Origin of the sequence: Kitasatospora sp. NPDC056273 (assembly GCF_042268845.1) — a bacterium.
GTDB lineage: Bacteria > Actinomycetota > Actinomycetes > Streptomycetales > Streptomycetaceae > Kitasatospora.
Genome location: NZ_JBHJSJ010000043.1, coordinates 18466 through 41390, shown reverse-complemented (window position 1 = coordinate 41390; position 22925 = coordinate 18466). Strand labels below are relative to the sequence as shown.

Genomic DNA, 22925 nt, shown 5'->3' with positions numbered 1-22925 from the left:
GCCGCCCGTGCCGTGATGCGGGGGGCGATAGGGGGCCGCGGTGTGCGGCGCCGATCCGGAGGGCGGAGAATCCGGATGGCGAGCACCTGTTGTCATATCTTCATTCACCTGATGAGATGGTGTATATGGATATGCACAGTGCTGTGGCCCCCGACGCTCCGCTGGTCCTGGTCGGCAAGGCCGACGTCGGTGCCGAGGACGTCCTGGCCGTCGCCCGGGGGAACGCCCGGGTCGAGATCGGTCCCGACGCGCTGGCCGAGATGGCGGCCGCCCGTGCGCGGATCGACGCCCTCGCGGCCGAGCCGCGCCCCGTCTACGGCGTGTCGACCGGCTTCGGCGCGCTCGCCGTGCGCCACATCAGCCCCGAGCTGCGCGCCCAGCTGCAGCGGTCGCTGGTGCGCTCGCACGCCGCCGGCATGGGGCCGGCGGTCGAGCGCGAGGTGGTCCGCGCGCTGGTGTTCCTGCGGATGAAGACGCTGGCCTCCGGCCGTACCGGCGTCCGGCCGCTGGTCGCGCAGACCATGGCCGCCCTGCTCAACGCGGGCATCACCCCGGTGGTGCGGGAGTTCGGCTCGCTCGGCTGCTCCGGCGACCTCGCGCCGCTCTCGCACTGCGCGCTGGTCCTGATGGGCGAGGGCACCGCCACCGGCCCGGACGGCGTGGAGAAGCCCGCCGCCGAGCTGCTCGCCGCCGCCGGCATCGAGCCCGTCGAGCTGCTGGAGAAGGAGGGCCTCGCCCTCATCAACGGCACCGACGGCATGCTCGGCATGCTGGTGATGGCCATCGCCGACCTCCAGCGGCTGTTCACCACCGCCGACATCACCGCCGCGATGAGCCTGGAGGCGCTGCTCGGCACCGACAAGGTGCTCGCCCCCGAGCTGCACGCCCCGATCCGCCCGCACCCGGGCCAGGCGCTGAGCGCCGCCAACATGCTCGCCGTCCTCAAGGACTCCGGCCTCACCGGCCACCACCAGGACGACGCCCCGCGGGTCCAGGACGCCTACTCGATCCGCTGCGCCCCGCAGGTGGCCGGCGCCGGCCGGGACACCGTGGCGCACGCCCAGCTGGTCGCCGCGCGCGAGCTGGCCGCCTCGGTCGACAACCCGGTGGTGCTGCCGGACGGCCGGGTGGAGTCCAACGGCAACTTCCACGGCGCCCCGGTCGCGTACGTGCTGGACTTCCTCGCCATCGCCGCCGCCGACCTCGGCTCGATCTCCGAGCGCCGCACCGACCGGCTGCTCGACAAGGCCCGCTCGCACGGCCTGCCGGCCTTCCTGGCCGACGACCCGGGCGTGGACTCCGGCCTGATGATCGCCCAGTACACCCAGGCGGCGCTGGTCAGCGAGAACAAGCGGCTCGCCGTCCCGGCCTCGGTCGACTCGATCCCGTCCTCCGCGATGCAGGAGGACCACGTGTCGATGGGCTGGTCGGCCGCGCGCAAGCTGCGCCAGGCGGTGGCCAACCTCGGCCGCATCCTGGCCGTCGAACTGACCGCCTCCGCCCGCGCGCTGGAGATCCGCCGGCAGGCCGACGGGGCCGGCGGGCTCGCCCCGGCCACCGCGGCCGCGCTGGCCGCCGCCCGCGAGGCGGGGGTCGGCGGCGCCGGCCGCGACCGCTTCCTCTCGCCGGACCTGGAGGCCGCCGCCGAACTGGTCGCCTCCGGCGAGCTGGTGCGCGCGGTCGAGCGGGTCACCGGTCCGCTGGCCTGACGTCCGTCCGACCGGGCCGATGGCGCCGCCACGGGGTGACGGGGACTCAGTCCCAGTCGTCGCTCCGCGGCGAGCGCTCCCCGCGGCCCCCGCGGTTGCGCAGCTCGCCCAGGGCGGCGGCCAGGTTGACCCCGACGATGCCCGCCCAGCAGACCACCAGGCCGGCGAAGCCGCCGCTCTCCGGACTGCCCGCGATCGCCGTCAGCGGGACGCCGATGACCAGCGAGGTCACCGCGAGCCCGGTGTTGGAGCGCTTGCCGAAGCCCGAACGGCGGGGGTGGCCCCGGTGCTCGGAGCGCGGCTCGTCGTCCAGCCGCTTGGCCACCGAGCGCTCGACCCGGGCGTCCAGACGGGCGTCGAGCCGCCTCATGAAGGAGTCGACGAGTTCGTCCTCGTACTCCTTGCCGAGCTCCTTGCGGGCCTGGAGGGTGGCGTCGAGGTCGCGCCGCAGTTCGTCCTGACGAGTGTCCATAGGACCAGAGTGGGGCCGCGGGGGCGTCCGGTCCATCCGTTCGCGGGAGGAATCCGGGCGGGCTCAGGGAGAAATCAGGGTTGCCCCGCTCCGGCCCGGGTTTGTCCGACCCCGGCCCGGGTTTGCCCGACCCCGGCTCAGGTCTGTCCGACCCCGGCCCACCCGGCCCGGACCACCGCCGGGCCGTCCGACCCGCGGGGCGTCCCACCGGACGTCCCGCCGTACGAGACGTCTTTGCCAGGCGCCGCCCGCTCCTGCACAGTCGTCGTCCGAACCGCACGCACCCGGAGGTACCGCTGATGACCGCCACCGACGAGGCCGGCAGCGTCGGCCCCTCCGCCCGGCTGCTCCAGCTCTTCGAGGGGCACCGGCTGACGCCGACCCAGCGCCGGATCGCCCACTCGCTGGTGCGGCACGCCACCGAGGCGCCGTTCCTGTCCAGCGTGGAGGTCGCCGAACTCGCGGGCGTCAGCCAGCCGTCCGTCACCCGCTTCGCGGTCGCGCTCGGCTACGACGGCTACCCGGCGCTGCGCAAACAGCTGCGCGAACTCGGCGGCGGCGAACCGGCCGCGCCGGAGACCCCGGACGACGCGGTGCGCAACGAGCACCAGCAGGCCGTCCTCGCCGAGATCGCCCACCTGCGCCACCTCGCCGAACTCCTCGCCGACCCGGAGCCGATCATCCGGGCCGCCCGGCTGCTCGCCGCCTCCCGCCCGCTGCCGGTGCTCGGCCTGCGGGCCGCCTCGGCGCAGGCGCGCGGCTTCGCCTACTTCGCGTCCAAGGTGCACCCGGACATCCGGCTGCTGGACGAGGGCGGCAGCATGCTCGCCGACCGGCTGGAGCAGGCCCGGGCGGCCGGCGCCAGCGCGCTGCTCTGCTTCGCCCTGCCGCGCTACCCGCGGGAGCTGATGGACGCGCTGACGGTGGCCCGCGAGTGCGGGCTGACGGTGCTGACCGTCGCCGACAGCGCCTTCGCGCCGGTCGCCAAGCTGTCCGACCTGATGCTGCCGGCCGCCGTCGGTACCGGGCTGGTCTTCGACACCGCGTGCGCGCCGATGATGCTCGGCCGGGTGCTGCTGCAGTCCATGTGCGACGAACTCCCGGGTGCGGAGGCCCGGTTGGAGGCGATCGAACAGTCGGCGGCGGCGCGCGGACTCTTCCTGGAATAACCGCGGCCCGCGGTGGCGGTGGGGGAGTAGCCGCCACGAACCCGGGCATCCCCCCTGCAGGGGGTGCCGCCCATGCGCGTGATCCACGAGATGAAGTTCGTCGCCCGCCTCTCCTCGGGTGCCGACGAATGGTCCTGCCCCACCTGCGGACGCCGCGTCACCCTGCGGCGCCTGCCCGAACCCGAACTGACCGTCCTCGACCCGGGCGACGAGTCCGCCGTCCACGTCGGCGTCATCGAACCCGACGCCCGCGCCGCCGCGGCCGCCGAGAAGTACGGCCTCGGCCCCGTCCAGAACATCCCCCGCCCGCCATCCCCGCCCACCCCCGACGCCGACGACCGCCGCTGGCTCGCCGAGATCGGCATCGACTGGGACGGCGGCGCGGCGGCCTGAAGAGGTCAGCGACGAGGGGTGTAGATCGGAAGCTCGTCGGTCTGCAGTTCTGCGGGCAACGGGTCGGTGAGTGGAATGGGCTCGCCGTACTTGCCGTGAAGCACGCCCTGGTACTCGCCGTCGCGTGGATGCGTGTAGAGCGTCCAGGTGCCGTCGCGAGGGTCGGCGGCGACCAGGACGGCCACACCCGCGATGGCGTACCACTCGGTCTTGGCGGCGATGCCGCTGATCCGCTCGGAGGTGGAGATCACCTCCAGGGCGAAGGCGACGTCACCCGGGTCCGCCAGCCATTCGTCGTCGTCGCCCCAGTCCTTCGGGAAAACGACCAGGTCGGGAGTGGCGTAGTCGTCCTCGTTGTCCGGCATGCAGATCGACGAGTTCTCGTAGACGCGCAGGTCCTTGGGCAGCTTGGGGATGAGCTGGTCCCGTAGAACCTGCACGGTTCCCGCGTGCTTGCCGCGAGGCGTCGGGGACATCACCAGGGTTCCTCCGATGATCTGGACGCGAAGTCCTGTGCGCTGCTCGATCTCCTCCGCCACATCCCGGAGTCTGCCGGGCCGCACGGTGATGGCCGTCATCGTGTCCTCCGTTCTCTGGAGCTGGGCCGAGTGGCTGGTGTCCGCCGGGTTCAGGCTAGCGCGCCAAGTGGGCCGGTGCCGGGGCTGATCGGATGGTTCCGGGGTCTGGTCGAAAGCCGACTGTTTAGTTATATTCAATCGAACATAGCTTGAATGAATCCATCCGCAGGGAGGCCGGACTATGGTGCAGCAGGCGAGCGGGCCGCGAGAGGTGCGCGCGGCGCGGGGGACGGGGCTGACGGCGCAGGGGTGGCAGCAGGAGGCCGCCCTGCGGATGCTGATGAACAACCTCGACCCGGAGGTGGCCGAGCACCCGTCGAAGCTGGTGGTGTACGGCGGGACGGGCAAGGCGGCGCGGGACTGGCGGTCCTTCGACGCCATGGTGCGGACGCTGGAGGGGCTGAAGCAGGACGAGACCATGCTGGTCCAGTCCGGCCGGCCGGTCGGCGTGATGCAGACCCACGAGTGGGCGCCGCGGGTGCTGATCGCCAACTCCAACCTGGTCGGCGACTGGGCCAACTGGGAGGAGTTCCGCCGGCTGGAGAGCCTCGGGCTCACCATGTACGGGCAGATGACCGCCGGCTCGTGGATCTACATCGGCACCCAGGGCATCCTCCAGGGCACCTACGAGACCTTCGCGGCCGTCGCCGGCAAGCGCTACAACGGCTCGCTGGAGGGCACCATCACCCTCACCGCCGGCCTCGGCGGGATGGGCGGCGCCCAGCCGCTGGCCGTCACCATGAACGGCGGCGTGGCGATCTGTATCGACTGCGACCCGTCCCGGATCGCCCGCCGGATCGAGCACCGCTACCTGGACGTCGAGGCCAAGGACCTCTCCCACGCGCTGGAGCTGGCCACCGCCGCCCGCGACAAGAAGCAGCCGCTCTCCATCGGCGTGCTGGGCAACGCCGCCGAGCTGGTCCCGCAGCTGCTCGCGATGGACGCGCCGATCGACATCGTCACCGACCAGACCAGCGCCCACGACCCGCTGGCCTACCTGCCGGTCGGCGTCGCCTTCGAGGACATGGCGGACTACGCCGCCGCCAAGCCCGCCGAGTTCACCCAGCGGGCCCGCGAGTCGATGGCCGCGCACGTCGAGGCGATGGTCGGCTTCCTGGACCGCGGCGCCGAGGTCTTCGACTACGGCAACTCGATCCGCGGCGAGGCCCAACTGGCCGGGTACGACCGCGCGTTCGCCTTCCCGGGCTTCGTCCCGGCGTACATCCGCCCGCTGTTCTGCGAGGGCAAGGGCCCGTTCCGCTGGGCGGCGCTGTCCGGGGACCCGCAGGACATCCACAAGACCGACAAGGCCGTCCTCGACCTCTTCCCGGAGAACGAGTCGCTGGCCCGCTGGATCAAGCTGGCCCAGGAGAAGGTGCACTTCCAGGGCCTGCCGGCGCGCATCTGCTGGCTCGGCTACGGCGAGCGCGACAAGGCCGGCGAGCGCTTCAACGACATGGTCGCCTCCGGTGAGCTGTCCGCCCCGATCGTGATCGGCCGCGACCACCTGGACTGCGGCTCGGTGGCCTCCCCGTACCGGGAGACCGAGGCGATGCTGGACGGCTCCGACGCGATCGCCGACTGGCCGCTGCTCAACGCCATGGTCAACGTCGCCTCCGGCGCCTCGTGGGTCTCCATCCACCACGGCGGCGGCGTCGGCATCGGCCGCTCGATCCACGCCGGCCAGGTCACCGTCGCCGACGGCACCGCGCTGGCCGGGGAGAAGATCCGCCGGGTGCTCACCAACGACCCGGGCATGGGCGTCATCCGGCACGTGGACGCCGGCTACGACCGGGCCACCGAGGTCGCCGCCGAGCGCGGTGTCCGCGTCCCGATGGGCGAGCTGTGACGGTCCCGTCGTTCGAAGAGATGTGGGCGGAGCTGCTCCCCGTGGGCCGCTCCGCCGCCTCCGGCGGCTACCGCCGCTTCGCCTGGAACTCCGCCGACGCCGAGTGCCGCGCCTGGTTCGAGCAGCAGGCCCGCGGCCGCGGCCTGGCGTACGAGCTGGACCGCAACGGCAACCAGTGGGCCTGGCTGGGCGATCCGACCGCCGGCGGCGCGGTCGTCACCGGCTCGCACCTGGACTCCGTCCCGGACGGCGGCGCCTTCGACGGCCCGCTCGGCGTGGTCTCCTCCTTCGCCGCGCTGGACGAACTGCGCTCCCGCGGCGCGGAGTTCACCAGGCCCCTGGCGATCGTCAACTTCGGCGACGAGGAGGGCGCCCGGTTCGGCGTGGCCTGCATCGGCTCCCGGCTGACCGCCGGGGTGCTCTCCCCGGAGCAGGCGTACGGGCTGCGCGACGCCGACGGCGTCCGGCTGCCCGACGCGATGGAGAAGGCCGGCTACGACCCCACCGCGATCGGCGCGGACGGGGACCGGCTGGCCCGGATCGGCGCCTTCGTCGAGCTGCACGTCGAGCAGGGCCGCTGCCTCGCCGAGGGGCAGCCGGTCGGTGTGGCCGGGGCGATCTGGCCGCACGGCCGCTGGCGGTTCGACTTCCACGGCGAGGCCAACCACGCCGGCACCACCCGGATCGAGGACCGCCGCGACCCGATGCTGACCTACGCCAACACCGTGCTGGCGGCCCGCAAGAAGGCGAAGCAGGCGGGCGCGCGGGCCACCTTCGGCAAGGTCGCGGTCGAGCCCAACGGCACCAACGCGATCGCCTCGCTGGTGCGCGGCTGGCTGGACTCCCGGGCGGCCGACGAGCACACCCTCACCGAGCTGGTCGAGGCGATCGAGCGGGCCGCCGCCGAGCGCGGCGAGCGCGACGGCGTCCGGGTCGAGCTGACCCGCGAGTCCTACACCCCGGTGGTGGACTTCGACGGGCCGCTGCGCGACCGGCTGGCCAAGCTGCTGGACGCCCCGGTGCTGCCCACCGGCGCGGGACACGACGCCGGCATCCTGGCTTCGGCGATCCCGACCGCCATGCTGTTCGTGCGCAACCCCACCGGCGTCTCCCACTCCCCGGCCGAGCACGCCGAGCAGGCCGACTGCCTGGCCGGGGTCGCCGCCCTCGCCGACGTACTGGAGGACCTGGCGTGTCATTGACCCCGTCGAGCCCCGTGGCGTACTGGGCCCAGTACGCCTGGCTGCCGCACGACAACGGGCCGGTGGTCGAGCGGGACGTGCTGATCACCACCGGCCCCGGCGGGACGATCGCCGCCGTCGTCCCGGACAGCGGCCCCTGCCCGCCCGGCGCCGTCCGGCTCGACGGGCTGCTGCTGCCCGGCCAGGCGAACGCCCACTCGCACGCCTTCCACCGGGCGCTGCGCGGGCACGTCCAGGTCGGCTCCGGCACCTTCTGGACCTGGCGCGACACCATGTACCGGTTCGCCGGCGCGCTGGACCCGGACCGCTACCTGGCGCTCGCCACCGCCGTCTACGCCGAGATGGCGCTGGCCGGTGTCACGGCGGTTGGCGAGTTCCACTACCTGCACCACGCGCCCGGCGGCGCCCGGTACACCGACCCGAACGCGATGGGCGAGGCGCTGATCGAGGCCGCCGCCCGGGCCGGCATCCGGATCACCCTGCTGGACACCTGCTACCTGTCCTCCGGTTTCGGCGCCGAGCCGACCCACCCCCAGCTGCGGTTCAGCGACGGCGACGCCGAGGCCTGGGCCGCCCGGGCGGACGCGCTCAAGCCGCGCGAGCACGCCCGGATCGGCGCCGCCGTCCACTCGGTGCGGGCCGTTCCGGCCGAGCAGCTGGACACCGTCGCGCACTGGTCGGCGGTGCGTGGGGCGCCGCTGCACGTCCACCTGTCCGAGCAGACCGCCGAGAACGACGCCTGCCTGGCCGCGCACGGCGTCACCCCGACCCGGCTGCTCGCCGACCACGGCGCGCTCGGCCCGCGCACCTCGGCCGTGCACGCCACCCACCTGACCGACGAGGACGTCAGGCTCCTCACCGACTCCTCCACCACGGTCTGCATGTGCCCCACCACCGAGCGGGACCTCGCGGACGGCATCGGCCCGGCCCGCCGGCTCGCCTCGGCGGGCTCCCCGATCACCCTGGGCAGCGACAGCCACGCGGTGATCGACCCGTTCGAGGAGGCCCGCGCGCTGGAGCTGGACGAGCGGCTGCGGACGCGGACGCGCGGCCACTGGACGGCGAACGCGCTGCTGCGGGCCGGCACCGAGGACGGGCACGCCTCGCTCGGCTGGCCGGAGGCCGGACGGATCGAGGCCGGGGCGCTCGCCGACTTCACGGTGATCGCGCTGGACACCGTCCGTACGGCGGGCCCGCCGCCCCGGCTGGGCGCCGAGATCGCCGTCTTCGCGGCCTCGGCGGCGGACGTGCGGCACCTGGTGGTCGGCGGCCGGCACGTCGTCCGGGACGGCGTGCACCTGCTGGTGGCCGACGTGCCGGGTGCGCTGCGCTCGGCGATCCGCGCGCTGGACTACTGACCCCCGTTCAACCCCCTTCGGAAGGCGTTGTCTTGAGCACCACGACCACCCTGATCACGGGCATCGGCAGCCTGGTCACCAACGACCCCGGGCAGGGCGCCGGGCCGCTCGGCCTGCTCACCGACGCGGCCGTGGTGGTCGACGGCGGCACCGTCGCCTGGGTCGGCCCGGCGGCCGACGCCCCGGCGGCGGACGAGCGCTTCGACGCCGGGGGCCGGGCGCTGCTGCCCGGCTTCGTCGACTCGCACGCCCACCTGGTGTTCGCGGGCGACCGCACCGCCGAGTTCAACGCCCGGATGTCCGGGCAGGCGTACTCGGCGGGCGGCATCCGGACCACGGTGGCGGCCACGCGGGCCGCTTCGGATGCCGAACTGGAGGCCAACCTGGCCGGGTTCGTCCGGGAGGCGGTGCGCCAGGGCACCACCACCATCGAGTGCAAGTCCGGCTACGGGCTGACGGTCGAGGACGAGGCGCGGGCGCTGCGGATCGCCGCCGGGTACACCCCGGAGACGACGTACCTGGGCGCCCATGTGGTCGCCCCGGAGTACGCCGAGGACCCGGCCGGGTACGTGGAGCTGGTGACCGGCGAGATGCTGGACGCCTGTGCGCCGCACGCCCGTTGGGTGGACGTGTTCTGCGAGAAGGGTGCGTTCGACGGGGACCAGGCGCGGGCTGTTCTGACGGCGGGGATCGAGAAGGGCCTCACGCCGCGCGTGCACGCCAACCAGCTCACCTACGGGCCCGGCGTGCAGCTGGCGGTGGAGCTGGGGGCCGCCTCGGCGGACCACTGCACCCACCTGACGGACGAGGACGTGGCGGCGCTGGCCGGCTCGGCGACGGTGGCCACCCTGCTGCCGGGAGCGGAGTTCTCCACCCGGGCCGAGTACCCGAGCGGGCGCCGACTGCTGGACGCGGGCGCGGTGGTGGCGCTGTCCACGGACTGCAACCCGGGCTCCAGCTTCACCAGTTCGATGGCGTTCTGTATTGCCGTGGCGGTGCGCGAGATGGGCATGACCCCGGACGAGGCGGTCTGGGCGGCGACGGCGGGCGGCGCCCGCGCCCTGCGGCGCAGTGACGTCGGGACGGTGGCGGTCGGCTCGCGGGCGGACCTGCTGCTGCTGGACGCGCCCTCGCATGTGCACCTGGCCTACCGTCCGGGTGTCCCCCTGACGGCCGCGGTCTGGCGCGCGGGCGTCCGCGAGGTCTGAGCGGTGGGTTCGCGTCGCCCCGTCGAGCAGCGGCTCGGCGGGGCGACGTGCTGTCCGTCTGCGGTCGCCAGGGTGCGCGGGTTCCTCGGCCGGGACACGGCAGCGCTTCCGGGCAGGCCGTGATCATTAGTCCAGGACGGGAATACTGCCCGAACCGTGTGGACAGGACACGCGGCCAGTCCATAGCGTCTCGCCCAGGCGGTCCAATCCGGGCCGAGCTGAAGGGGGTTGGCATGGCTCACCAGCGGCTCACGGGTGTCGGCGTCGGAGACTGCAAGGAGGGAGACTGCCCGAACGTCTACCTCACCGACCGGGGCACCCTCGTCTTCCAGGGGAACCAGTACGCGGAGCTGGCGGTGCTGGTACACGAAGGCGTCGTGGAGCTGCCCGAGCATGTCGTGAAGGAGGCCATTCGTGTTCTTGGATGGTGAGGACTGGCAGAGGCTTCTGCATGGTTTCTCGCGGTCGGCGTTCCGGCTTGAGACTCTGCCCGCTTACAAGGTCGCGGGGGAGGCGGAAGAGATCGAGGAGTTCCTGAACGGGTACCGGATCGACCCCGGTACCTACTCGTCCGGCTGGACCGACAGGCTCAGGGCTCATACCGCGGCCGGCCGTACGGTTCAGCGCGTACACATCGTTACCCGGCCGCTGAGTGACTACCTGCGGTACGAGTTCATGTACTACACACCGCATGCCAGGGCCGGCGAGGACATCCGCATTCTCGACCTGACCGACAGGCCGAACCCGGGCCTTCCGGCCCAGGATTTCTGGGCCTTCGACGATTCGACCGTGGTCCTGATGAACTACGAACCCGACGGAACGCAGATCAACCGCGTGCTTGTCGAGGACGACGTCGAGAAGTACCGGGAATGGCGGCGGATCGCCGTGGCTGAGTCGGTGCCCTTCATGGACTATGTGGAAGAGCACGGGTGGCAATAGACCCGGAAGAGCTGGGGCTATGACCTGTGGTGATGCCGTTCGGCGGAGCCAGATCGCCACGCGATCGCCGCACCTCGGCCAGCCGTCACGCATCACGTCGCTCGAACAAAGCAAACCGCCCCGGCCTTCTCGGCTGGGGCGGTTCTCTCATCTGCTCGAACTGACCGTTAGCGCCACGGGGGAAGCGACGGGCAGCCCGGGCTGCTCGGGATGGCGGTTAGGCCGCGTAGAACAGGGCCGTGGCTTCCTGGATCTCCAGGACGGCAGCGGCGAAGTCCTCGGGACCGCCGCCCCACGGGTCGGTGATGCCCGAGCCGAGGATGCGAACGGGCCGGTGCGGACCGGCGAGCGCTTCGACCGCGAGAGCGGTTTCGTCGTCCACCGCGACCAGGGCGTCAGCCCAGTCAAGTAGCTCCGTGTCCAGCACGGCGCCCCGGTGCCCGGTGAGGTCGTAGCCGAAGGCGGCGGCGGCCTCGATCATCAGCGGGTGCGCGGGCTTGGCCACGTGCCAGTCGCGGGTGCCCGCCGAGCGCACGTCCAGCGCGCCCCCGGACCGCTCCGCGATGATCAGGGCGGCGATCGGGGAACGGCAGTGGTTTCCCTTGCAGACCACCAGGACCCGCCTTCGCCTACTCACCGGGGTTCACTCGCTCGATCTCGAACGTGATCACGCCGAGGGCTTCCTTCTCCGGCGGGAAGATCGCGTGGATTGCCCGCAACTGCTCGGCCTCGGTCGCGTGCGGGTTGACCGCCTTCACGTCCTCGGTGCCGAACATCTCCTTGAAGGTCCTGTACGTGCCGATGCGCTTCACCTTGGTCAGGCACTCCTCACCGCGACAGGTGAAGTTGAGCAGGTCCCCGACCCTGATTCGCTTCATCGAGGCGTAGGCGACCCGGACTTCGACGGTCTTGGAGCCGTCGGCGATCAGGTCGAAGTACTGCTTGTAGATCTGGATGTTGCGGGGACGGCCATGCGCCTGGGATTGGTTCCTGGCAGGCTGGCGGGTGGTCATCAGGGCTTCCAATGCGGTCGTGGTGTAGGACCGGAAGAAGTGCCTCGGGCTGCTGAGCATCAGCTCACCGGCACCCGTGAGCGCTTCGACGTAGTCCGCTTGCGTGCCGGGCCAGGCGCCCGGGTCGAGCAGCCATTCCGCGGTGCTGCCTCCCGTCGCGTCTCCGGCTTCGGCAGCCGCGCGAAGGAGGCTCTTGGAGAGTTTCCCGCCGTCGCTGCCGAGGATCTGGGGGGTGAAGACACGTAGCGGCACCGGAGCGGCCGGCGCCCCGATCGCGACGTGGGCGCCGTCCACCAGTTGGCAGCCGAACGCCCAGTCGCCGCCCTTCACCATCACGTGCAACGTGCCGTCGTCGGGGCGGTAGGACCGTTCCTTGACCACGTTCCGGTACAGGGTGGAGAGGTCCAGGTACCCGCCGCCGAGCGGCGTGACGTCCACCTCGTAGCGGCCGTGCTCGTGGCACATCGCTTCGAACAGTGCCCCGGAGCCGTCCAACTCCAGTAGCCGCGTGTGGTCGGCGTACTTCTGGGCCCACCCGCACACCGGACACGGCAGCCGGATGTGTGCCGTACCGCTGGCCGGAGCCAGCCAGAACCGGATCTGATCCAGGAACTCCAGCGTCCGCAGGAACTCGGCCCGGAACTCCGGACCCGCCTGCTGCTCGGTGTAGCTGCTGACCCGGTACTCCACGCCCGTGCGGCTGGTCATCGCGTCCAGAAGAGGGGCGTAGTACTCAGCGACCAGAGCGCGGATGCCGTGATCACCGAGCTGGTGGTGGTAGGTGAGCTGGTACATGCGGCCGCCATCGGTGATGGTCTCCGCCGGGGCGTTGTCCAGTGCCACGAAGTCCACGGCCGCATCGACCCCGAACTCATCGCGGGCCCGCTCGGCGACCAGGAACGACAGGCTCTGCACCAGGTGCGTGCCGATGTGCGGACGCCCGTTGAGCTGCGTCCCCACGGTGAACTCGATCCGTTCCGTCCCGGTCTCCAGGAGGCGGGGACGGAGCACGTCCAGGGCATCGTCAACGGCGTTGGCCAGCACGGTGTTCGGCGACCTGAGGAGGTCGATGGTGTTCAAGTGGTGCCTCCGCTCTGCTCAGGAACCGGCTGCGGCCGGCTCAGTGCTGGTGTCGGTGGCGCATGCGCTCGGCATGCAGGGTCCTGAACCGCTCCACAACGGCGCTCACGACATCTGGCGCTTCCGGGGTGTTGGGCGGCTTGGCGGACGTTGAGGACTCGCCCGCCTCGGTCGGCGGGGGAAGGGCGACCGCGTCATTCACCGGAGCTCCCAGCGCGACACCGGGGACACCCACATTCCGGCGGCAGCGGGTACCGCACCGGCCGGGACTCCGACTGTGCCACCCGGTACTCGTTCAGGATCGCGGTCATCTTCTGCGGACTGGCACGTTCTCTGCTCCGGCGCGAGCCGGCGGACCTCACAGCAGCGGACATACCTGGCTCCCTCTCCTTCGCCGATGCGTAGGGGCGTGGAGTAGACCGTACGAACCTCGGCCAGCGGCACTCAACAAAGTTGCTCATAGTTGCTGGAACCCCTCTGAGCGAGCTTCGGTGCCGTCGAACGCTTGACCTTGGGGTGGTCATAGGGCGAAGGTCGGAGGTGACACGCGGCCGGATCGCGGGGGGAGCAACATGCGGCAACACAGCAGCGACGGCGACGACTTGACCGCTACGTTCTTCTGCACGGACCCCAACTCTCAGGGTGGCGTCGAGTGCGAGACGTTCTATGAGACCGACCGTGACTCATGGATCGTGCAACTCAAGAAGCGCGGGCCGAAGGTTCGGGATCAGCTCGTCGCACTTGCCGACGACGAGACGTTCGGGGAGTTGTCCGGGCGGACCATGGATGTGTTCGTGCGGAAGTACGTCAGGGAGCGTTATGGAATTGATCTCGGCGGCACGCCGAATTGAGCTGCTGTTCGGTGAGCCCGCCCAAGAGGTCCGAAAGCTTGAGCTACGGGACTTCTACGAGGTGGACCGCCCGTTGTTCGAGGCATGGCGCTCAAGTGACCGTGGGACGGTCGAGGAGACGATGCGTGGACATCGGGCGTTCCTGACCGGGAAGGCCGCCGCCGGCTTCCCTTACCGGCGTGTGCGGGTCGTCTCCGAGCCCCTCTCGGACTACCAGCGGATGGCGGTCGAGCTGGCCGACCCCACGGAACGTCTTCGGTGGCTTCCCCGCCGTCTCGTGTCGGCTCTGCCCTTGCCGGGGAACGACTGCCTGATCCGGGATGACCTGGTGGTCTTCAACCTCATCGGAGGAGACAACCAACAGGCCGACATCCAGCTCTCAACCGATCCGGACGTGATCCGGTTCTGCAACGATGCGTTCGAGCAGGCATGGTCGCTCGGCGTCCCCAATGGTGAGTACAAGCCGTAGCGACATGTCCGACCAGGAACCATCCGAGTCCGCAAGGCGCGCTTTCGGGACTCAGCTCAAAGAACTCCGTCGGGATGCCCATCTCTCGGGTGTCGAGCTCGCGCAACGCTGTGGCTGGCACAAGACCAAGGTGTCGAAGATCGAGCACGGGACGCAGATCCCGACCGAGGAAGACATCCGACGATGGGCAACGGCTTGTGCCGTCGAGGGGCAGACTCCCGAACTCATCGCAATGAGTCGTGAGATCGAGCAGATGTGGACCGACTACAAGCGATGGCACCGACCGGGGATGAAGCGTCTCCAGTTTCAAGCCATGGACTTGTACGCGAAGACCAAGCTGCTCCGGGTGTACGAGTCGCTGTTCGTCCCCGGTTTCCTACAGACGGTCGAGTACGCCAAGGCGCAGTTCACCATCCATGCCAAGCTGCACGGCCTGCCGTTGGATGACGTGGAGGAAGCGGCACAGAACCGCATGGTCCGGAAGCGGTTCCTCGGCACCGGGGCGCCGATATTCTCGTTCCTCCTGGAAGCCTCAGCGCTAACCAACAATACGGGTGGCGCTGAGGTGATGAACGGGCAACTTGACCACCTCCTGGAAGTGTCCAGGCTCCCGTACGTGTCCATCGGGGTCATCCCGCAAGGTCGGCCACGGTCGCTCTACCCTGGCGAGGGCTTCTACCTGTTCGACGAGAGCTTGCTAAAGCAGGAGTTCTGGTCGGGGGCATTCCAGACGTCCAGGCCCGAGAACATCTCGTACTTCGTCCGCGTGTTCGCCGCTCTGCGGGACCAAGCGGTGTTCGGTACTGCGGCCCGAAACGAGATCGAAGCGGCCCGTGGCCGTCTTCAAGGGGCCTGAGAGCGCCACCCCGGGGCATCGTCAGAGTCGGCCTGTACGCCGGGTTCATGTCGCCCCCGTCGAGCAGCGGCTCGGCGGGGGCGATGTGCGTTCCCTTCAGGGGTTGGTGGTGAGGTGGTCGAACTCGCCGGCCTTGGCGCCCTGGAGGAAGTTGGCGAACTTGGGGTGGGTGGTGCGGACGATGACGTCTGCGTCGTCGGACTCATGGAGTTCAACTACCCCGTCGGCAGCCCGGACCTCAACGCATGCGTTGCTGGAGCCGGAGTAACTGGACTTCTGCCATGCGGGGCTGGTCATGAGGCCCAGGCTAGCCACCGGCGGCCTCTTGCGGGGGAGCAAGAGGCCGCCGGAACGATTCACTCAGGCGTTGGTGATCAGGTGGTCGAACTCGCCGGCCTTGGCGCCCTGGAGGAACGTGGCGAGGTTGAGGGGGGTGGTGCGGACGATGACGTCGCCCTCATCGGACTCGCGCACTTCGATCAAACCGTCGACGGAGCGCACCTCGACGCAGTTGTCGCTTGCGGCAGAGTAGCTGGACTTCTGCCACGCGGAGCTAGACATGCTGGCCTGCCATTTCTTCCTTGATCGACTGCAGGAGGTCACGTGACTTCTCCTCGGAGAGTGCCGTGGAGCCCATCATGGCAAGGAGAGCGCGGAACCTTGTGAGGTGGGCGGGGCTGTCGAAGAGCTGGCCGCCATGGCCTGTGTCCATCTGCGCAGCGTCGAGGTCCGTTATGGGCCCTTCGGCATAGATGAAGTTCTCGCACGGGCTCGGGACAGCACCGGAGGCGAACGGTACGACTCGGACCGAGATGCTGGGCTGTTCCGAGTCGGCGAGGAGTGCCTCGATCTGTTCGATGTTGACCTTCGGATCACTGAACTGCATGCGCAGGGCAGCCTCGTGGATGAAGGCCGTATACGGCGTCGCTCCGGATCGGACGATGCGCTGTCGCTGCATGCGAAAGGCCGTCTTGAGATCGACCTCGTGACGCAGCGGTGGCGGGTAGGCCTGAGCGAACAACGCTGCCGTGTAGGCGCCGACTTGGAGTAGGCCAGGCACGAAGGTGGTCCCGTAGGTCGAGAGCCTCCGAGCGTGACCCTCCAGTTCGGCGACGTCGAGGAAGTCTGCTGCCAGAGTCTCCCGATACTCCTCCCACCATCCGGGCTTGCTGCGCTCGGTGATGATGTCGGCGAGCGCGTCGATCAGCGGCTGGTTGGAGCACATGCATGTCGTGGCGATCGTGTGCAACCGCTCCACGCTGATGCCGATTCTTCCGGCCTCCATCTGCGTCACCTGCGCTGGGCTCATGCCGACGAGGCGGCCGAGCTCGCTGCCACCGAAGCTGGCCTGCTCACGCATCCTTCGCAGCTCTGCACCGAGCCGTCGCTGACGGAGCGTCGGGTTTGCGCGTGGAGCCATGACTTCCTTCCGGGGTGGGTCGTCCCAGTCTGCCGCGCGTCTTGCCGGTCGGTCCATCTGGGGCGGCCAGTACCACGATAGAGGGAAGATCTGAGCTTGGGGTAAAACTTGATCTCACTTTGGGCTATCGTCATTCTCAGGTCAATCCGACGGACCGTCAGTAATCCCTGTGTCCAAGGCAGTAGGCGCCTGCTGCCCGCACGCCGAAGAGCAACCGCCGCCCCGGCCTGGCTCACGGTGACGACCGTCATCCCCCTCCCCACGCCACAGCCTCACGGAGGTTCCCGTGTGCACCCGTAACACCCCCTCGCTCACCCTCTCCCGCCAGGCCCTGCGGGACGCGATGACCCGTAGCGGCGGCTGGGACGCCGACAGCATCTTCAACGCCGAACTCGCCCTGATGGAGCTCGTCGTCAACGCCTGGCGGCACGGCGACACCCCCGCGCCCGTCGTCTGGTTCTCCGTCCTCGGCCGCACCCTCCGGGTCACCGTCTCCGACGAGAGCGACGCCCTCCCCCGGCGGCGAACCCCCGCCGACTCCGCCGAGTCCGGCCGGGGCCTCCAACTCGTGGAGGGCCTCACCCACCGCTGGGGCGTCGACCCGCAGAAGCGCGGCAAGTCCATCTGGTACGAGCTGGACTGCCGCGCGTGACCGGCTACCCCGTCCTGCCGGAGGACCCCCGGATGCGTGACTACACCAAACCCCACCTCATGGCCCTTCTGGGCGAGTTGCACAGGCGCGGCCTGCCGCACGGGCTCCTCTGGGGGTCCGCCTCGCCGGGTGAGACCACCATCGACGGACGCATCCTGATCGACTTCGGGAACGCTCCGGTGAGCACTTTGCTCAACCTCCTCCGCCTGCTCCGCGAACTGGACGATGACGACGAGGCGTGGCGCCAGTGAAGTTCTTCATCGGCGCGATCCTCCTCGCCCTCCTCGCCCTCGGCGTCCTCGCGACCCTCAGGATGCCCCGCCCCGAGGCGCGCGACGAGCAGTACTGAAACACGCGAAGGCCCTCGCCCACCCAGGGCGAGGGCCTCGCGGGCATGGAGCCGGTCTTCGTCAGATCTCGTACAGATGGTGCGGGAGCGCTCGCTCCCAGACTGCTTCGAACGCGGTGGTGCACAGCGTCACGGCGTCCGGCTCTGTCGTGATCTCGTCCTCGACCACGGTGCCGTCCCCGGAGAAGTGGTGCACTCGAAGCGGCGCACCGTCGAACAGCCAGAAGTCGTTCCCGGGCAGGGGGATGCTCGTGGCCTGCCGCCGTGGCAGCCAGCGGACCTGCTCGCCGGCCGTGACGTTGGCGTGGGTGACGTAGTGCTCCCACCGGATGTACTCGGACACGGGCTCGGAGACCACCCGGGCTCGGCGAATGACCACGCCCCGCGCCACGGCGTCCGTGATCAACTGGTCATAGGGATGCCACCAGGACGCCTGGTCCTCCCAGTTGATCCGCTCACCGCGCTGCCAGGCCTCGAACCGATCCGTCGGAGCGTACGAGTCCCGCAGCTCCAGATGGACGGCGGACCGCCGGCACTGCTCAAGCAGCTCAGCGAAGCCGGGCACGCTCGACGGCATCACATGCCTCCCCTGATCATGAGCACCGGCCCGTTCGCTGGGCAGGCGTTCGGTGGCGCGGTGCTGATCACTTCATTCCCAACGAGCGGCGCAGGAAGTGCAGTTCGTGGTGCAGCAGGTTTTCCACCACCGCCTCGTCCGTCGGCCGGTGGCCGGTGGCGCGTAGGGGGAGGAGCTCGTGCGGGCGGCCGGCGGCGAGGAGGGCGGCGGAGAGCCGCAGGGTGTGGGCGGGGTAGACGTTGTCGTCGGCGAGGCCCTGGATCAGCAGCAGCGGGCGGCTCAGCTTCGGCGCCTCGGCGATCAGCGAGCCGCTGTCGTAGTGCTCGGGATGCTCGTCGGGGTGGCCGAGGAAGCGCTCCTGCCAGTGGGTGTCGTAGAACCGCCAGTCGGTGGGGGCGGCCCCGGCGGAGGCGGCGTGGAAGACGTCCGGGCGCCTCAATACGGCGAGGGCGGCGAGGTAGCCGCCGTAGGACCAGCCGCGGATGCCGACCCGGTCGAGGTCGAGCAGTCCGGGCCGCAGCCGGGCGGCCGCCCGCAGGCCCTCGACCTGGTCCGCCAGCGGGAGCGTCGCCTTGTCGCCGTACACGGCCTTCTCCCAGCGGGGCCCGCGGCCGGGGGTGCCCCGGCCGTCCACCACGAGGACCGCGAAGCCCTGGTCGGCGAACCACTGGGAGACCTGGTCCCACCAGAGGCCGCCGGTGGTGGCCTTCTGCGTCGCGGGCCCGCCGTACGGGTCGAGCAGGACGGGCAGCGGGCCGTCCCCGGGGCGGTGGCCGGCGGGGAGGAAGAGTGCGGCGCGCAGGGCGTGTGGGCCGAGCCTGAGCAGCTCGGGCGCGGCAGTGACGACGGGCGGCTCGGCGTACGAGGTGAGCGGGCGGGGTGCCGAGCCCTCCCGCAGAGCGGTTGTGAAGCCGCCGGGGTGCCCGGGGGTGCGGGTGGTGAGCACCAGCGTGCCGCCGCGCCGCACGCCGGTGTGCAGGCCGGGGCCGTCGCTCAGCCGACGGATGCCCCCGTCCGGTCCGTACGTCCAGAGGTGGGTCTCGGTGGGCTCCTCGGAGGCGGTGAACAGCACCTGCTCGCCCTCCGTGCCGAGCACCGCGCGCAGCTGGAGCCCGGGCGGGGTGACCGGCTCGCCGCCGACGGTCAGGTGCCGGGTGTCGCCGAGGTCGGCGGTGTCCACCAGGGCGCCGCCCGCGGTGCGGGCGGGCAGGCCGGGCAGCAGCTCGACCCAGTGGGCGTCCCGGCGCTCGGCGAGCGGCCGGGTGGTGCCGTCCGGCTCGACGGCCACCACAAGGACGGTGCGCTGGTCGCGGCTCTGCACGGCGGCGTACGGGCCGTGGCCGTCCCAGCCGGCGGCGGTCAGGTACTCGAAGGCGGTGCGGTCCCAGCGGACCTCGGTGTCGCTGCCGTCGAGGCCGAGCAGCCGCAGCGAGACCTCGGCGTTGGCGGTGCCGGCGAGCGGGTAGCGGACGGCGCGCGGCGGGCGGTGCGGGTCGGCGGGGTCGGCCGGGAAGAGCCGGGCGAGCGGGCGGTCGTCGACCCGGGCGACCAGCAGCGCGGTGCCGTCGGGGGACCACCAGTGGCCGCGGTCGCGGTGCATCTCCTCGGCGGCGACGTACTCGGCGAGCCCGTAGGAGACGTCCTCGGCCTCGGGTTCGGCGAGCGGGCGGTCGTCGGTGCCGTCGACGCCGACCACCCGCAGGGCGCCGCCGCGGACGTAGGCGATCCGGCGGCCGGTCGGGTCGAGCCTGGGGTCCTGCGGCGGGCCGGGGACGGGGACGGCGCGGACGGTGCCGGCGGCGGTGTCGGCCAGCCACAGGGCGCCGTCCAGGGCGAAGGCGGCGAGCGTTCCGGCGGCGTCGGTGCTGTACGCGGCGATGCCCTCGTCGGCGCCCAGCGCGGCCGGGTCGGCGAGCAGCCGCTCCTGGCCGGTGGCGGTGTCCAGGGCCCAGAGGCAGGCGAGCGGGTCGGTGCCGGAGCGGCCGCGCAGGAAGAGCACGGTGGCGCCGTCCGCCGAGGGCTCGGGCCGGGTGGGGACGCCCAGGGTGAAGCGCCGGGTGCGGGCCAGCTGGCGGGGTAAGGAGGGGGTCGTCATGCCGGGCACCATAGGCACGGCCGACGGGCTCCTGTCGAGCGGGAAAAGCACTCGGGGCCGCCGCGGATCCTGGAATCCACGGCGGCCCCGGAGCGGGCGGGGACGGGCGTCAGTGCACGTCGCCCATGAGGGCCTGGACCTTCTTGCGGTAGGTGAAGATGGCGAACCCGGCGAGGGCCGCGAGCGACGCCTGCATCGCGATGATCCCGGTGCCGTTGAGGCTGACGCCGGCCAGCGAGAGCAGGCTGGTGGTGCAGTCACCGGCGGTGACGGCGAGGAACCAGACGCCCATCATCTGGGAGGCGTACTTGCGCGGCGCCATCTTGGTGGTGACCGAGAGGCCGACCGGGGAGAGGCAGAGCTCACCGATGGTCTGGATCAGGTAGATCGAGACGAGCCAGAGCGGGGAGACCAGGGTGCCGTTGTCCGCCATGGTCATCGGGATGATGAAGACGAAGAACGAGACACCGACCAGGAGCAGGCCGATCGAGAACTTCACGATGGTGTTCGGCTCCTTGTCCCGGCGGGACAGCCAGAGCCACAGCCAGGCGAAGACCGGCGCGAACGCCATCACGAACAGCGGGTTCAGCGACTGGTACCAGGTGGCCGAGAAGCCGAGGCCGAACAGGGAGTCCGCGGTCTTCTTGTCCGCGAACAGGGAGAGCGTCGACCCGCCCTGGTCGTAGATCATCCAGAAGATCGCAGCCGCGGCGAAGAACCAGATGTACGCGGACATCTTGGACTGTTCGTCGGAGGTCAGGTCCTTGTCGCGCTTGATCCGGGTCAGCACGGTGATCGGGATCAGCAGACCGGCGATGGTCAGCGGGACGAGGGCCCAGTTCAGCGTGTAGACGCCCAGGCCGGCCACGACGCCGTAGAAGGCGGCGACGCCGAGCACCGTCAGGCCGGCCTTCTTCAGCAGGCGCTTGCGCTCCTCGGGCAGCAGCGGGTTGGGGACCTCGCTGCTCACCGGGTTCAGGTGGCGGCTGCCGAGCAGGAACTGGGTCAGGCCGAGGGCCATGCCGATCGCGGCCAGACCGAAGCCCAGGTGCCAGTTGTACTCCTTGCCGATCGTCCCGATGACGAACGGGGCGACGAAGGCACCGAGGTTGATGCTCATGTAGAAGACGGTGAACCCACCGTCGCGGCGCGGGTCCTCGGGGCCGTTGTAGAGCTGGCCGACCATCGTGGAGATGTTGGCCTTCAGCAGCCCGGAACCGAGCGCGACCAGGAGCAGGCCGAGGAAGAACGCCGCCTGGCCCGGGACGGCCAGCGCGATGTGGCCGGACATGATCACGAACCCGGCGATGGCGACGGTCTTGCGGGCGCCCCAGACCCGGTCGCCGAACCAGCCGCCCGGGTAGGCCATGAGGTAGACCATCGAGACGTAGACGGAGTAGATCGCCGTCGCCGTCGTCGCCTTCATGGCGAGGCCGCCGCCCTGGCTGCCGACGGCGGCGTCGGCGCCACCGGAGACCAGGTAGTAGATGAGCAGGGCGCGCATGCCGTAGTAGGAGAAGCGCTCCCACATCTCGGTCATGAACAGCGTGGCGAGACCTCGGGGATGCCCGAGGAAGGTCTTGCCGCTGGGAGATGCCGACGTCGCGTCGGTGTCCAGGGTCTTAGACGCCATGAGTAGTGGTTCCTTGCCTGACAGCGTCCGCGTAGGGGGGTGGGCGGCGGACGTGGACCAAACCACTCTACGTGGCGACATTTGGCTCTATCAGATGACAAAAGTCTTGAATCAGGTATGTGAATGGCAAAGTTGGCGACAAATCTGCCCGATCTATCGATGGTAGACGGGCGTGTCTTCCTTCGGTTTCAAGATCCAACAGGCGATTCTTCACCGAAGGGCCGGTCTGTTGCGCCCTGTTGAGCCCGATTGCGGCCTTGTATAACGATCACGCTCTGTGAACTACCTCACAGGGCGTACGGGGATACCCCGGCGGACTACCATCACCACATGACCTGTGTGCTGCTCGCCGAGGACGATCCGGCGATCTCCGAACCGCTCGCCCGGGCCCTGCGACGCGAGGGCTATGAGGTGCTCGTCCGCGAGGACGGTCCGACCGCACTCGCCGCCGGCCTCACCGAGGAGGTCGACCTCGTCGTCCTGGACCTCGGCCTGCCCGAGATGGACGGCCTGGAGGTCTGCCGCCGCCTGCGTGCCGACGGCAAGAGCTGCCCCGTCCTGGTGCTCACCGCCCGCGCGGACGAGGTGGACACCGTGGTCGGCCTGGACGCCGGTGCCGACGACTACGTCACCAAGCCCTTCCGCCTGGCCGAACTGCTCGCCCGCGTCCGGGCCCTGCTCCGGCGCGGCAACGTCGACCAGCTCACCACCGGCGCGCACGGGGTGAAGATCGACATCGAGTCCCACCGCGCCTGGCTCGGCGACGAGGAGCTCACCCTCTCCGCCAAGGAGTTCGAGCTGCTGCGCGTCCTGGTCCGGGACGCCGGCCGGGTGGTCACCCGCGAGGAGATCATGCGGCAGGTCTGGGACACCACGTGGTGGACCTCCACCAAGACCCTGGACATGCACATCTCCTGGCTCCGCAAGAAGCTCGGCGACGACGCGGCCAACCCGCGCTACATCGCCACCGTGCGCGGCGTGGGGTTCCGGTTCGAGAAGAATTGACCCTGACGGAGACCGGGCCCTCGGCCCGCGGCGGCGGAACAACCCGGG

The 22925-nt window shown here is 70.7% G+C and carries 25 protein-coding genes; 15 read left to right on the top strand and 10 right to left on the bottom strand.

Annotated features, from left to right (window positions below):
* Positions 1-131 precede the first annotated feature (131 nt).
* On the top strand, positions 132-1709 hold the full coding sequence (gene hutH, locus ACFCY1_RS30075; protein ID WP_375876645.1) for a histidine ammonia-lyase: 1578 nt from the start codon (positions 132-134) through the stop codon (positions 1707-1709).
* Positions 1710-1755: 46 nt separating this feature from the next.
* Here the strand turns inward: hutH and ACFCY1_RS30070 are convergent, their stop codons facing one another.
* The gene (locus ACFCY1_RS30070) at positions 1756-2181 is read right to left on the bottom strand and encodes a hypothetical protein (protein WP_049650040.1); all 426 of its coding nucleotides are present in this window, start codon (positions 2179-2181) and stop codon (positions 1756-1758) included.
* Between the two features lie 299 nt (positions 2182-2480).
* Here ACFCY1_RS30070 and ACFCY1_RS30065 point away from each other — a divergent pair, with 299 nt between their 5' ends.
* Both ACFCY1_RS30065 and ACFCY1_RS30060 read left to right on the top strand, forming a co-directional pair.
* Complete coding sequence (locus tag ACFCY1_RS30065) at positions 2481-3350, top strand: MurR/RpiR family transcriptional regulator (RefSeq protein ID WP_074003893.1); 870 nt, start codon at positions 2481-2483, stop codon at positions 3348-3350.
* A 72-nt stretch (positions 3351-3422) separates the two neighbouring features.
* Complete coding sequence (locus ACFCY1_RS30060) at positions 3423-3743, top strand: hypothetical protein (RefSeq protein WP_375876644.1); 321 nt, start codon at positions 3423-3425, stop codon at positions 3741-3743.
* A gap of 5 nt (positions 3744-3748) precedes the next feature.
* Here ACFCY1_RS30060 and ACFCY1_RS30055 read toward each other — a convergent pair whose 3' ends face one another.
* The gene (locus ACFCY1_RS30055; RefSeq protein ID WP_117488143.1) at positions 3749-4321 is read right to left on the bottom strand and encodes a Uma2 family endonuclease; all 573 of its coding nucleotides are present in this window, start codon (positions 4319-4321) and stop codon (positions 3749-3751) included.
* Positions 4322-4502: 181 nt separating this feature from the next.
* Here ACFCY1_RS30055 and hutU point away from each other — a divergent pair, with 181 nt between their 5' ends.
* The 6 genes from hutU to ACFCY1_RS30025 all read left to right on the top strand — a co-directional run bounded on the left by hutU (position 4503) and on the right by ACFCY1_RS30025 (position 10877).
* Entirely contained in the window at positions 4503-6170 is a 1668-nt protein-coding gene (gene hutU, locus ACFCY1_RS30050) for a urocanate hydratase (protein ID WP_117488141.1), read from the top strand.
* Between the two features lie 20 nt (positions 6171-6190).
* Positions 6191-7372: an allantoate amidohydrolase gene (locus tag ACFCY1_RS30045; protein ID WP_375876655.1), complete on the top strand. Its 1182-nt coding sequence runs from the start codon at positions 6191-6193 to the stop codon at positions 7370-7372.
* Positions 7363-8730 (top strand): formimidoylglutamate deiminase, encoded by a 1368-nt coding sequence (locus tag ACFCY1_RS30040; protein ID WP_375876643.1) that lies wholly within the window; start codon positions 7363-7365, stop codon positions 8728-8730. Before ACFCY1_RS30045 ends, ACFCY1_RS30040 begins: the two co-directional genes overlap by 10 nt.
* Positions 8731-8762: 32 nt before the next feature.
* Positions 8763-9938, top strand: coding sequence for an imidazolonepropionase (hutI, locus tag ACFCY1_RS30035; protein WP_375876642.1), 1176 nt, complete (start codon positions 8763-8765; stop codon positions 9936-9938).
* Between the two features lie 233 nt (positions 9939-10171).
* A complete protein-coding gene (locus ACFCY1_RS30030; protein WP_375876641.1) occupies positions 10172-10369 on the top strand; it encodes a hypothetical protein in 198 nt (65 codons plus the stop codon).
* The gene (locus tag ACFCY1_RS30025) at positions 10353-10877 is read left to right on the top strand and encodes a DUF6879 family protein (RefSeq protein ID WP_375876640.1); all 525 of its coding nucleotides are present in this window, start codon (positions 10353-10355) and stop codon (positions 10875-10877) included. The genes ACFCY1_RS30030 and ACFCY1_RS30025 overlap by 17 nt, the downstream gene beginning before the upstream one ends.
* A 217-nt stretch (positions 10878-11094) precedes the next feature.
* On the opposite strand, the gene ACFCY1_RS30020 is transcribed toward ACFCY1_RS30025, so the two are convergent.
* On the bottom strand, positions 11095-11490 hold the full coding sequence (locus ACFCY1_RS30020; protein ID WP_375876639.1) for a low molecular weight phosphatase family protein: 396 nt from the start codon (positions 11488-11490) through the stop codon (positions 11095-11097).
* Between the two features lie 16 nt (positions 11491-11506).
* Positions 11507-12934 (bottom strand): ASCH domain-containing protein, encoded by a 1428-nt coding sequence (locus ACFCY1_RS30015; RefSeq protein WP_375876638.1) that lies wholly within the window; start codon positions 12932-12934, stop codon positions 11507-11509.
* A 608-nt stretch (positions 12935-13542) separates the two neighbouring features.
* On the opposite strand from ACFCY1_RS30015, the gene ACFCY1_RS30010 reads away from it, so the two are divergent.
* From ACFCY1_RS30010 to ACFCY1_RS30000, 3 genes are read left to right on the top strand one after another with little or no spacing between them, the layout of a single operon-like run.
* On the top strand, positions 13543-13821 hold the full coding sequence (locus ACFCY1_RS30010; RefSeq protein ID WP_359827286.1) for a hypothetical protein: 279 nt from the start codon (positions 13543-13545) through the stop codon (positions 13819-13821).
* Positions 13790-14290, top strand: coding sequence for a DUF6879 family protein (locus ACFCY1_RS30005; protein ID WP_375876637.1), 501 nt, complete (start codon positions 13790-13792; stop codon positions 14288-14290). Before ACFCY1_RS30010 ends, ACFCY1_RS30005 begins: the two co-directional genes overlap by 32 nt.
* 4 nt (positions 14291-14294) lie before the next feature.
* Positions 14295-15146 (top strand): helix-turn-helix domain-containing protein, encoded by an 852-nt coding sequence (locus ACFCY1_RS30000; RefSeq protein ID WP_375876636.1) that lies wholly within the window; start codon positions 14295-14297, stop codon positions 15144-15146.
* Positions 15147-15242: 96 nt separating this feature from the next.
* On the opposite strand, the gene ACFCY1_RS29995 is transcribed toward ACFCY1_RS30000, so the two are convergent.
* The 3 genes from ACFCY1_RS29995 to ACFCY1_RS29985 form a co-directional block, all read right to left on the bottom strand.
* Positions 15243-15443: a DUF397 domain-containing protein gene (locus ACFCY1_RS29995; protein WP_375876635.1), complete on the bottom strand. Its 201-nt coding sequence runs from the start codon at positions 15441-15443 to the stop codon at positions 15243-15245.
* A gap of 63 nt (positions 15444-15506) precedes the next feature.
* Positions 15507-15707: a DUF397 domain-containing protein gene (locus tag ACFCY1_RS29990; protein ID WP_375876634.1), complete on the bottom strand. Its 201-nt coding sequence runs from the start codon at positions 15705-15707 to the stop codon at positions 15507-15509.
* The gene (locus tag ACFCY1_RS29985; protein ID WP_375876633.1) at positions 15700-16566 is read right to left on the bottom strand and encodes a helix-turn-helix domain-containing protein; all 867 of its coding nucleotides are present in this window, start codon (positions 16564-16566) and stop codon (positions 15700-15702) included. Before ACFCY1_RS29985 ends, ACFCY1_RS29990 begins: the two co-directional genes overlap by 8 nt.
* Before the next feature lie 286 nt (positions 16567-16852).
* Here ACFCY1_RS29985 and ACFCY1_RS29980 point away from each other — a divergent pair, with 286 nt between their 5' ends.
* Both ACFCY1_RS29980 and ACFCY1_RS29975 read left to right on the top strand, forming a co-directional pair.
* Positions 16853-17218, top strand: coding sequence for an ATP-binding protein (locus tag ACFCY1_RS29980; protein WP_074003885.1), 366 nt, complete (start codon positions 16853-16855; stop codon positions 17216-17218).
* Positions 17215-17469 (top strand): hypothetical protein, encoded by a 255-nt coding sequence (locus ACFCY1_RS29975; RefSeq protein WP_049650026.1) that lies wholly within the window; start codon positions 17215-17217, stop codon positions 17467-17469. Before ACFCY1_RS29980 ends, ACFCY1_RS29975 begins: the two co-directional genes overlap by 4 nt.
* A gap of 159 nt (positions 17470-17628) precedes the next feature.
* Here the strand turns inward: ACFCY1_RS29975 and ACFCY1_RS29970 are convergent, their stop codons facing one another.
* The 3 genes from ACFCY1_RS29970 to ACFCY1_RS29960 form a co-directional block, all read right to left on the bottom strand.
* On the bottom strand, positions 17629-18144 hold the full coding sequence (locus tag ACFCY1_RS29970; RefSeq protein WP_375876632.1) for a DUF6879 family protein: 516 nt from the start codon (positions 18142-18144) through the stop codon (positions 17629-17631).
* Positions 18145-18211: 67 nt separating this feature from the next.
* A complete protein-coding gene (locus ACFCY1_RS29965) occupies positions 18212-20239 on the bottom strand; it encodes a prolyl oligopeptidase family serine peptidase (RefSeq protein WP_375876631.1) in 2028 nt (675 codons plus the stop codon).
* Between the two features lie 109 nt (positions 20240-20348).
* Complete coding sequence (locus ACFCY1_RS29960) at positions 20349-21872, bottom strand: peptide MFS transporter (RefSeq protein WP_074003878.1); 1524 nt, start codon at positions 21870-21872, stop codon at positions 20349-20351.
* Between the two features lie 330 nt (positions 21873-22202).
* Between ACFCY1_RS29960 and ACFCY1_RS29955 the strand changes: the two genes are divergently transcribed.
* Entirely contained in the window at positions 22203-22877 is a 675-nt protein-coding gene (locus ACFCY1_RS29955; protein WP_030058577.1) for a response regulator transcription factor, read from the top strand.
* The last annotated feature ends 48 nt before the right edge of the window (positions 22878-22925 follow it).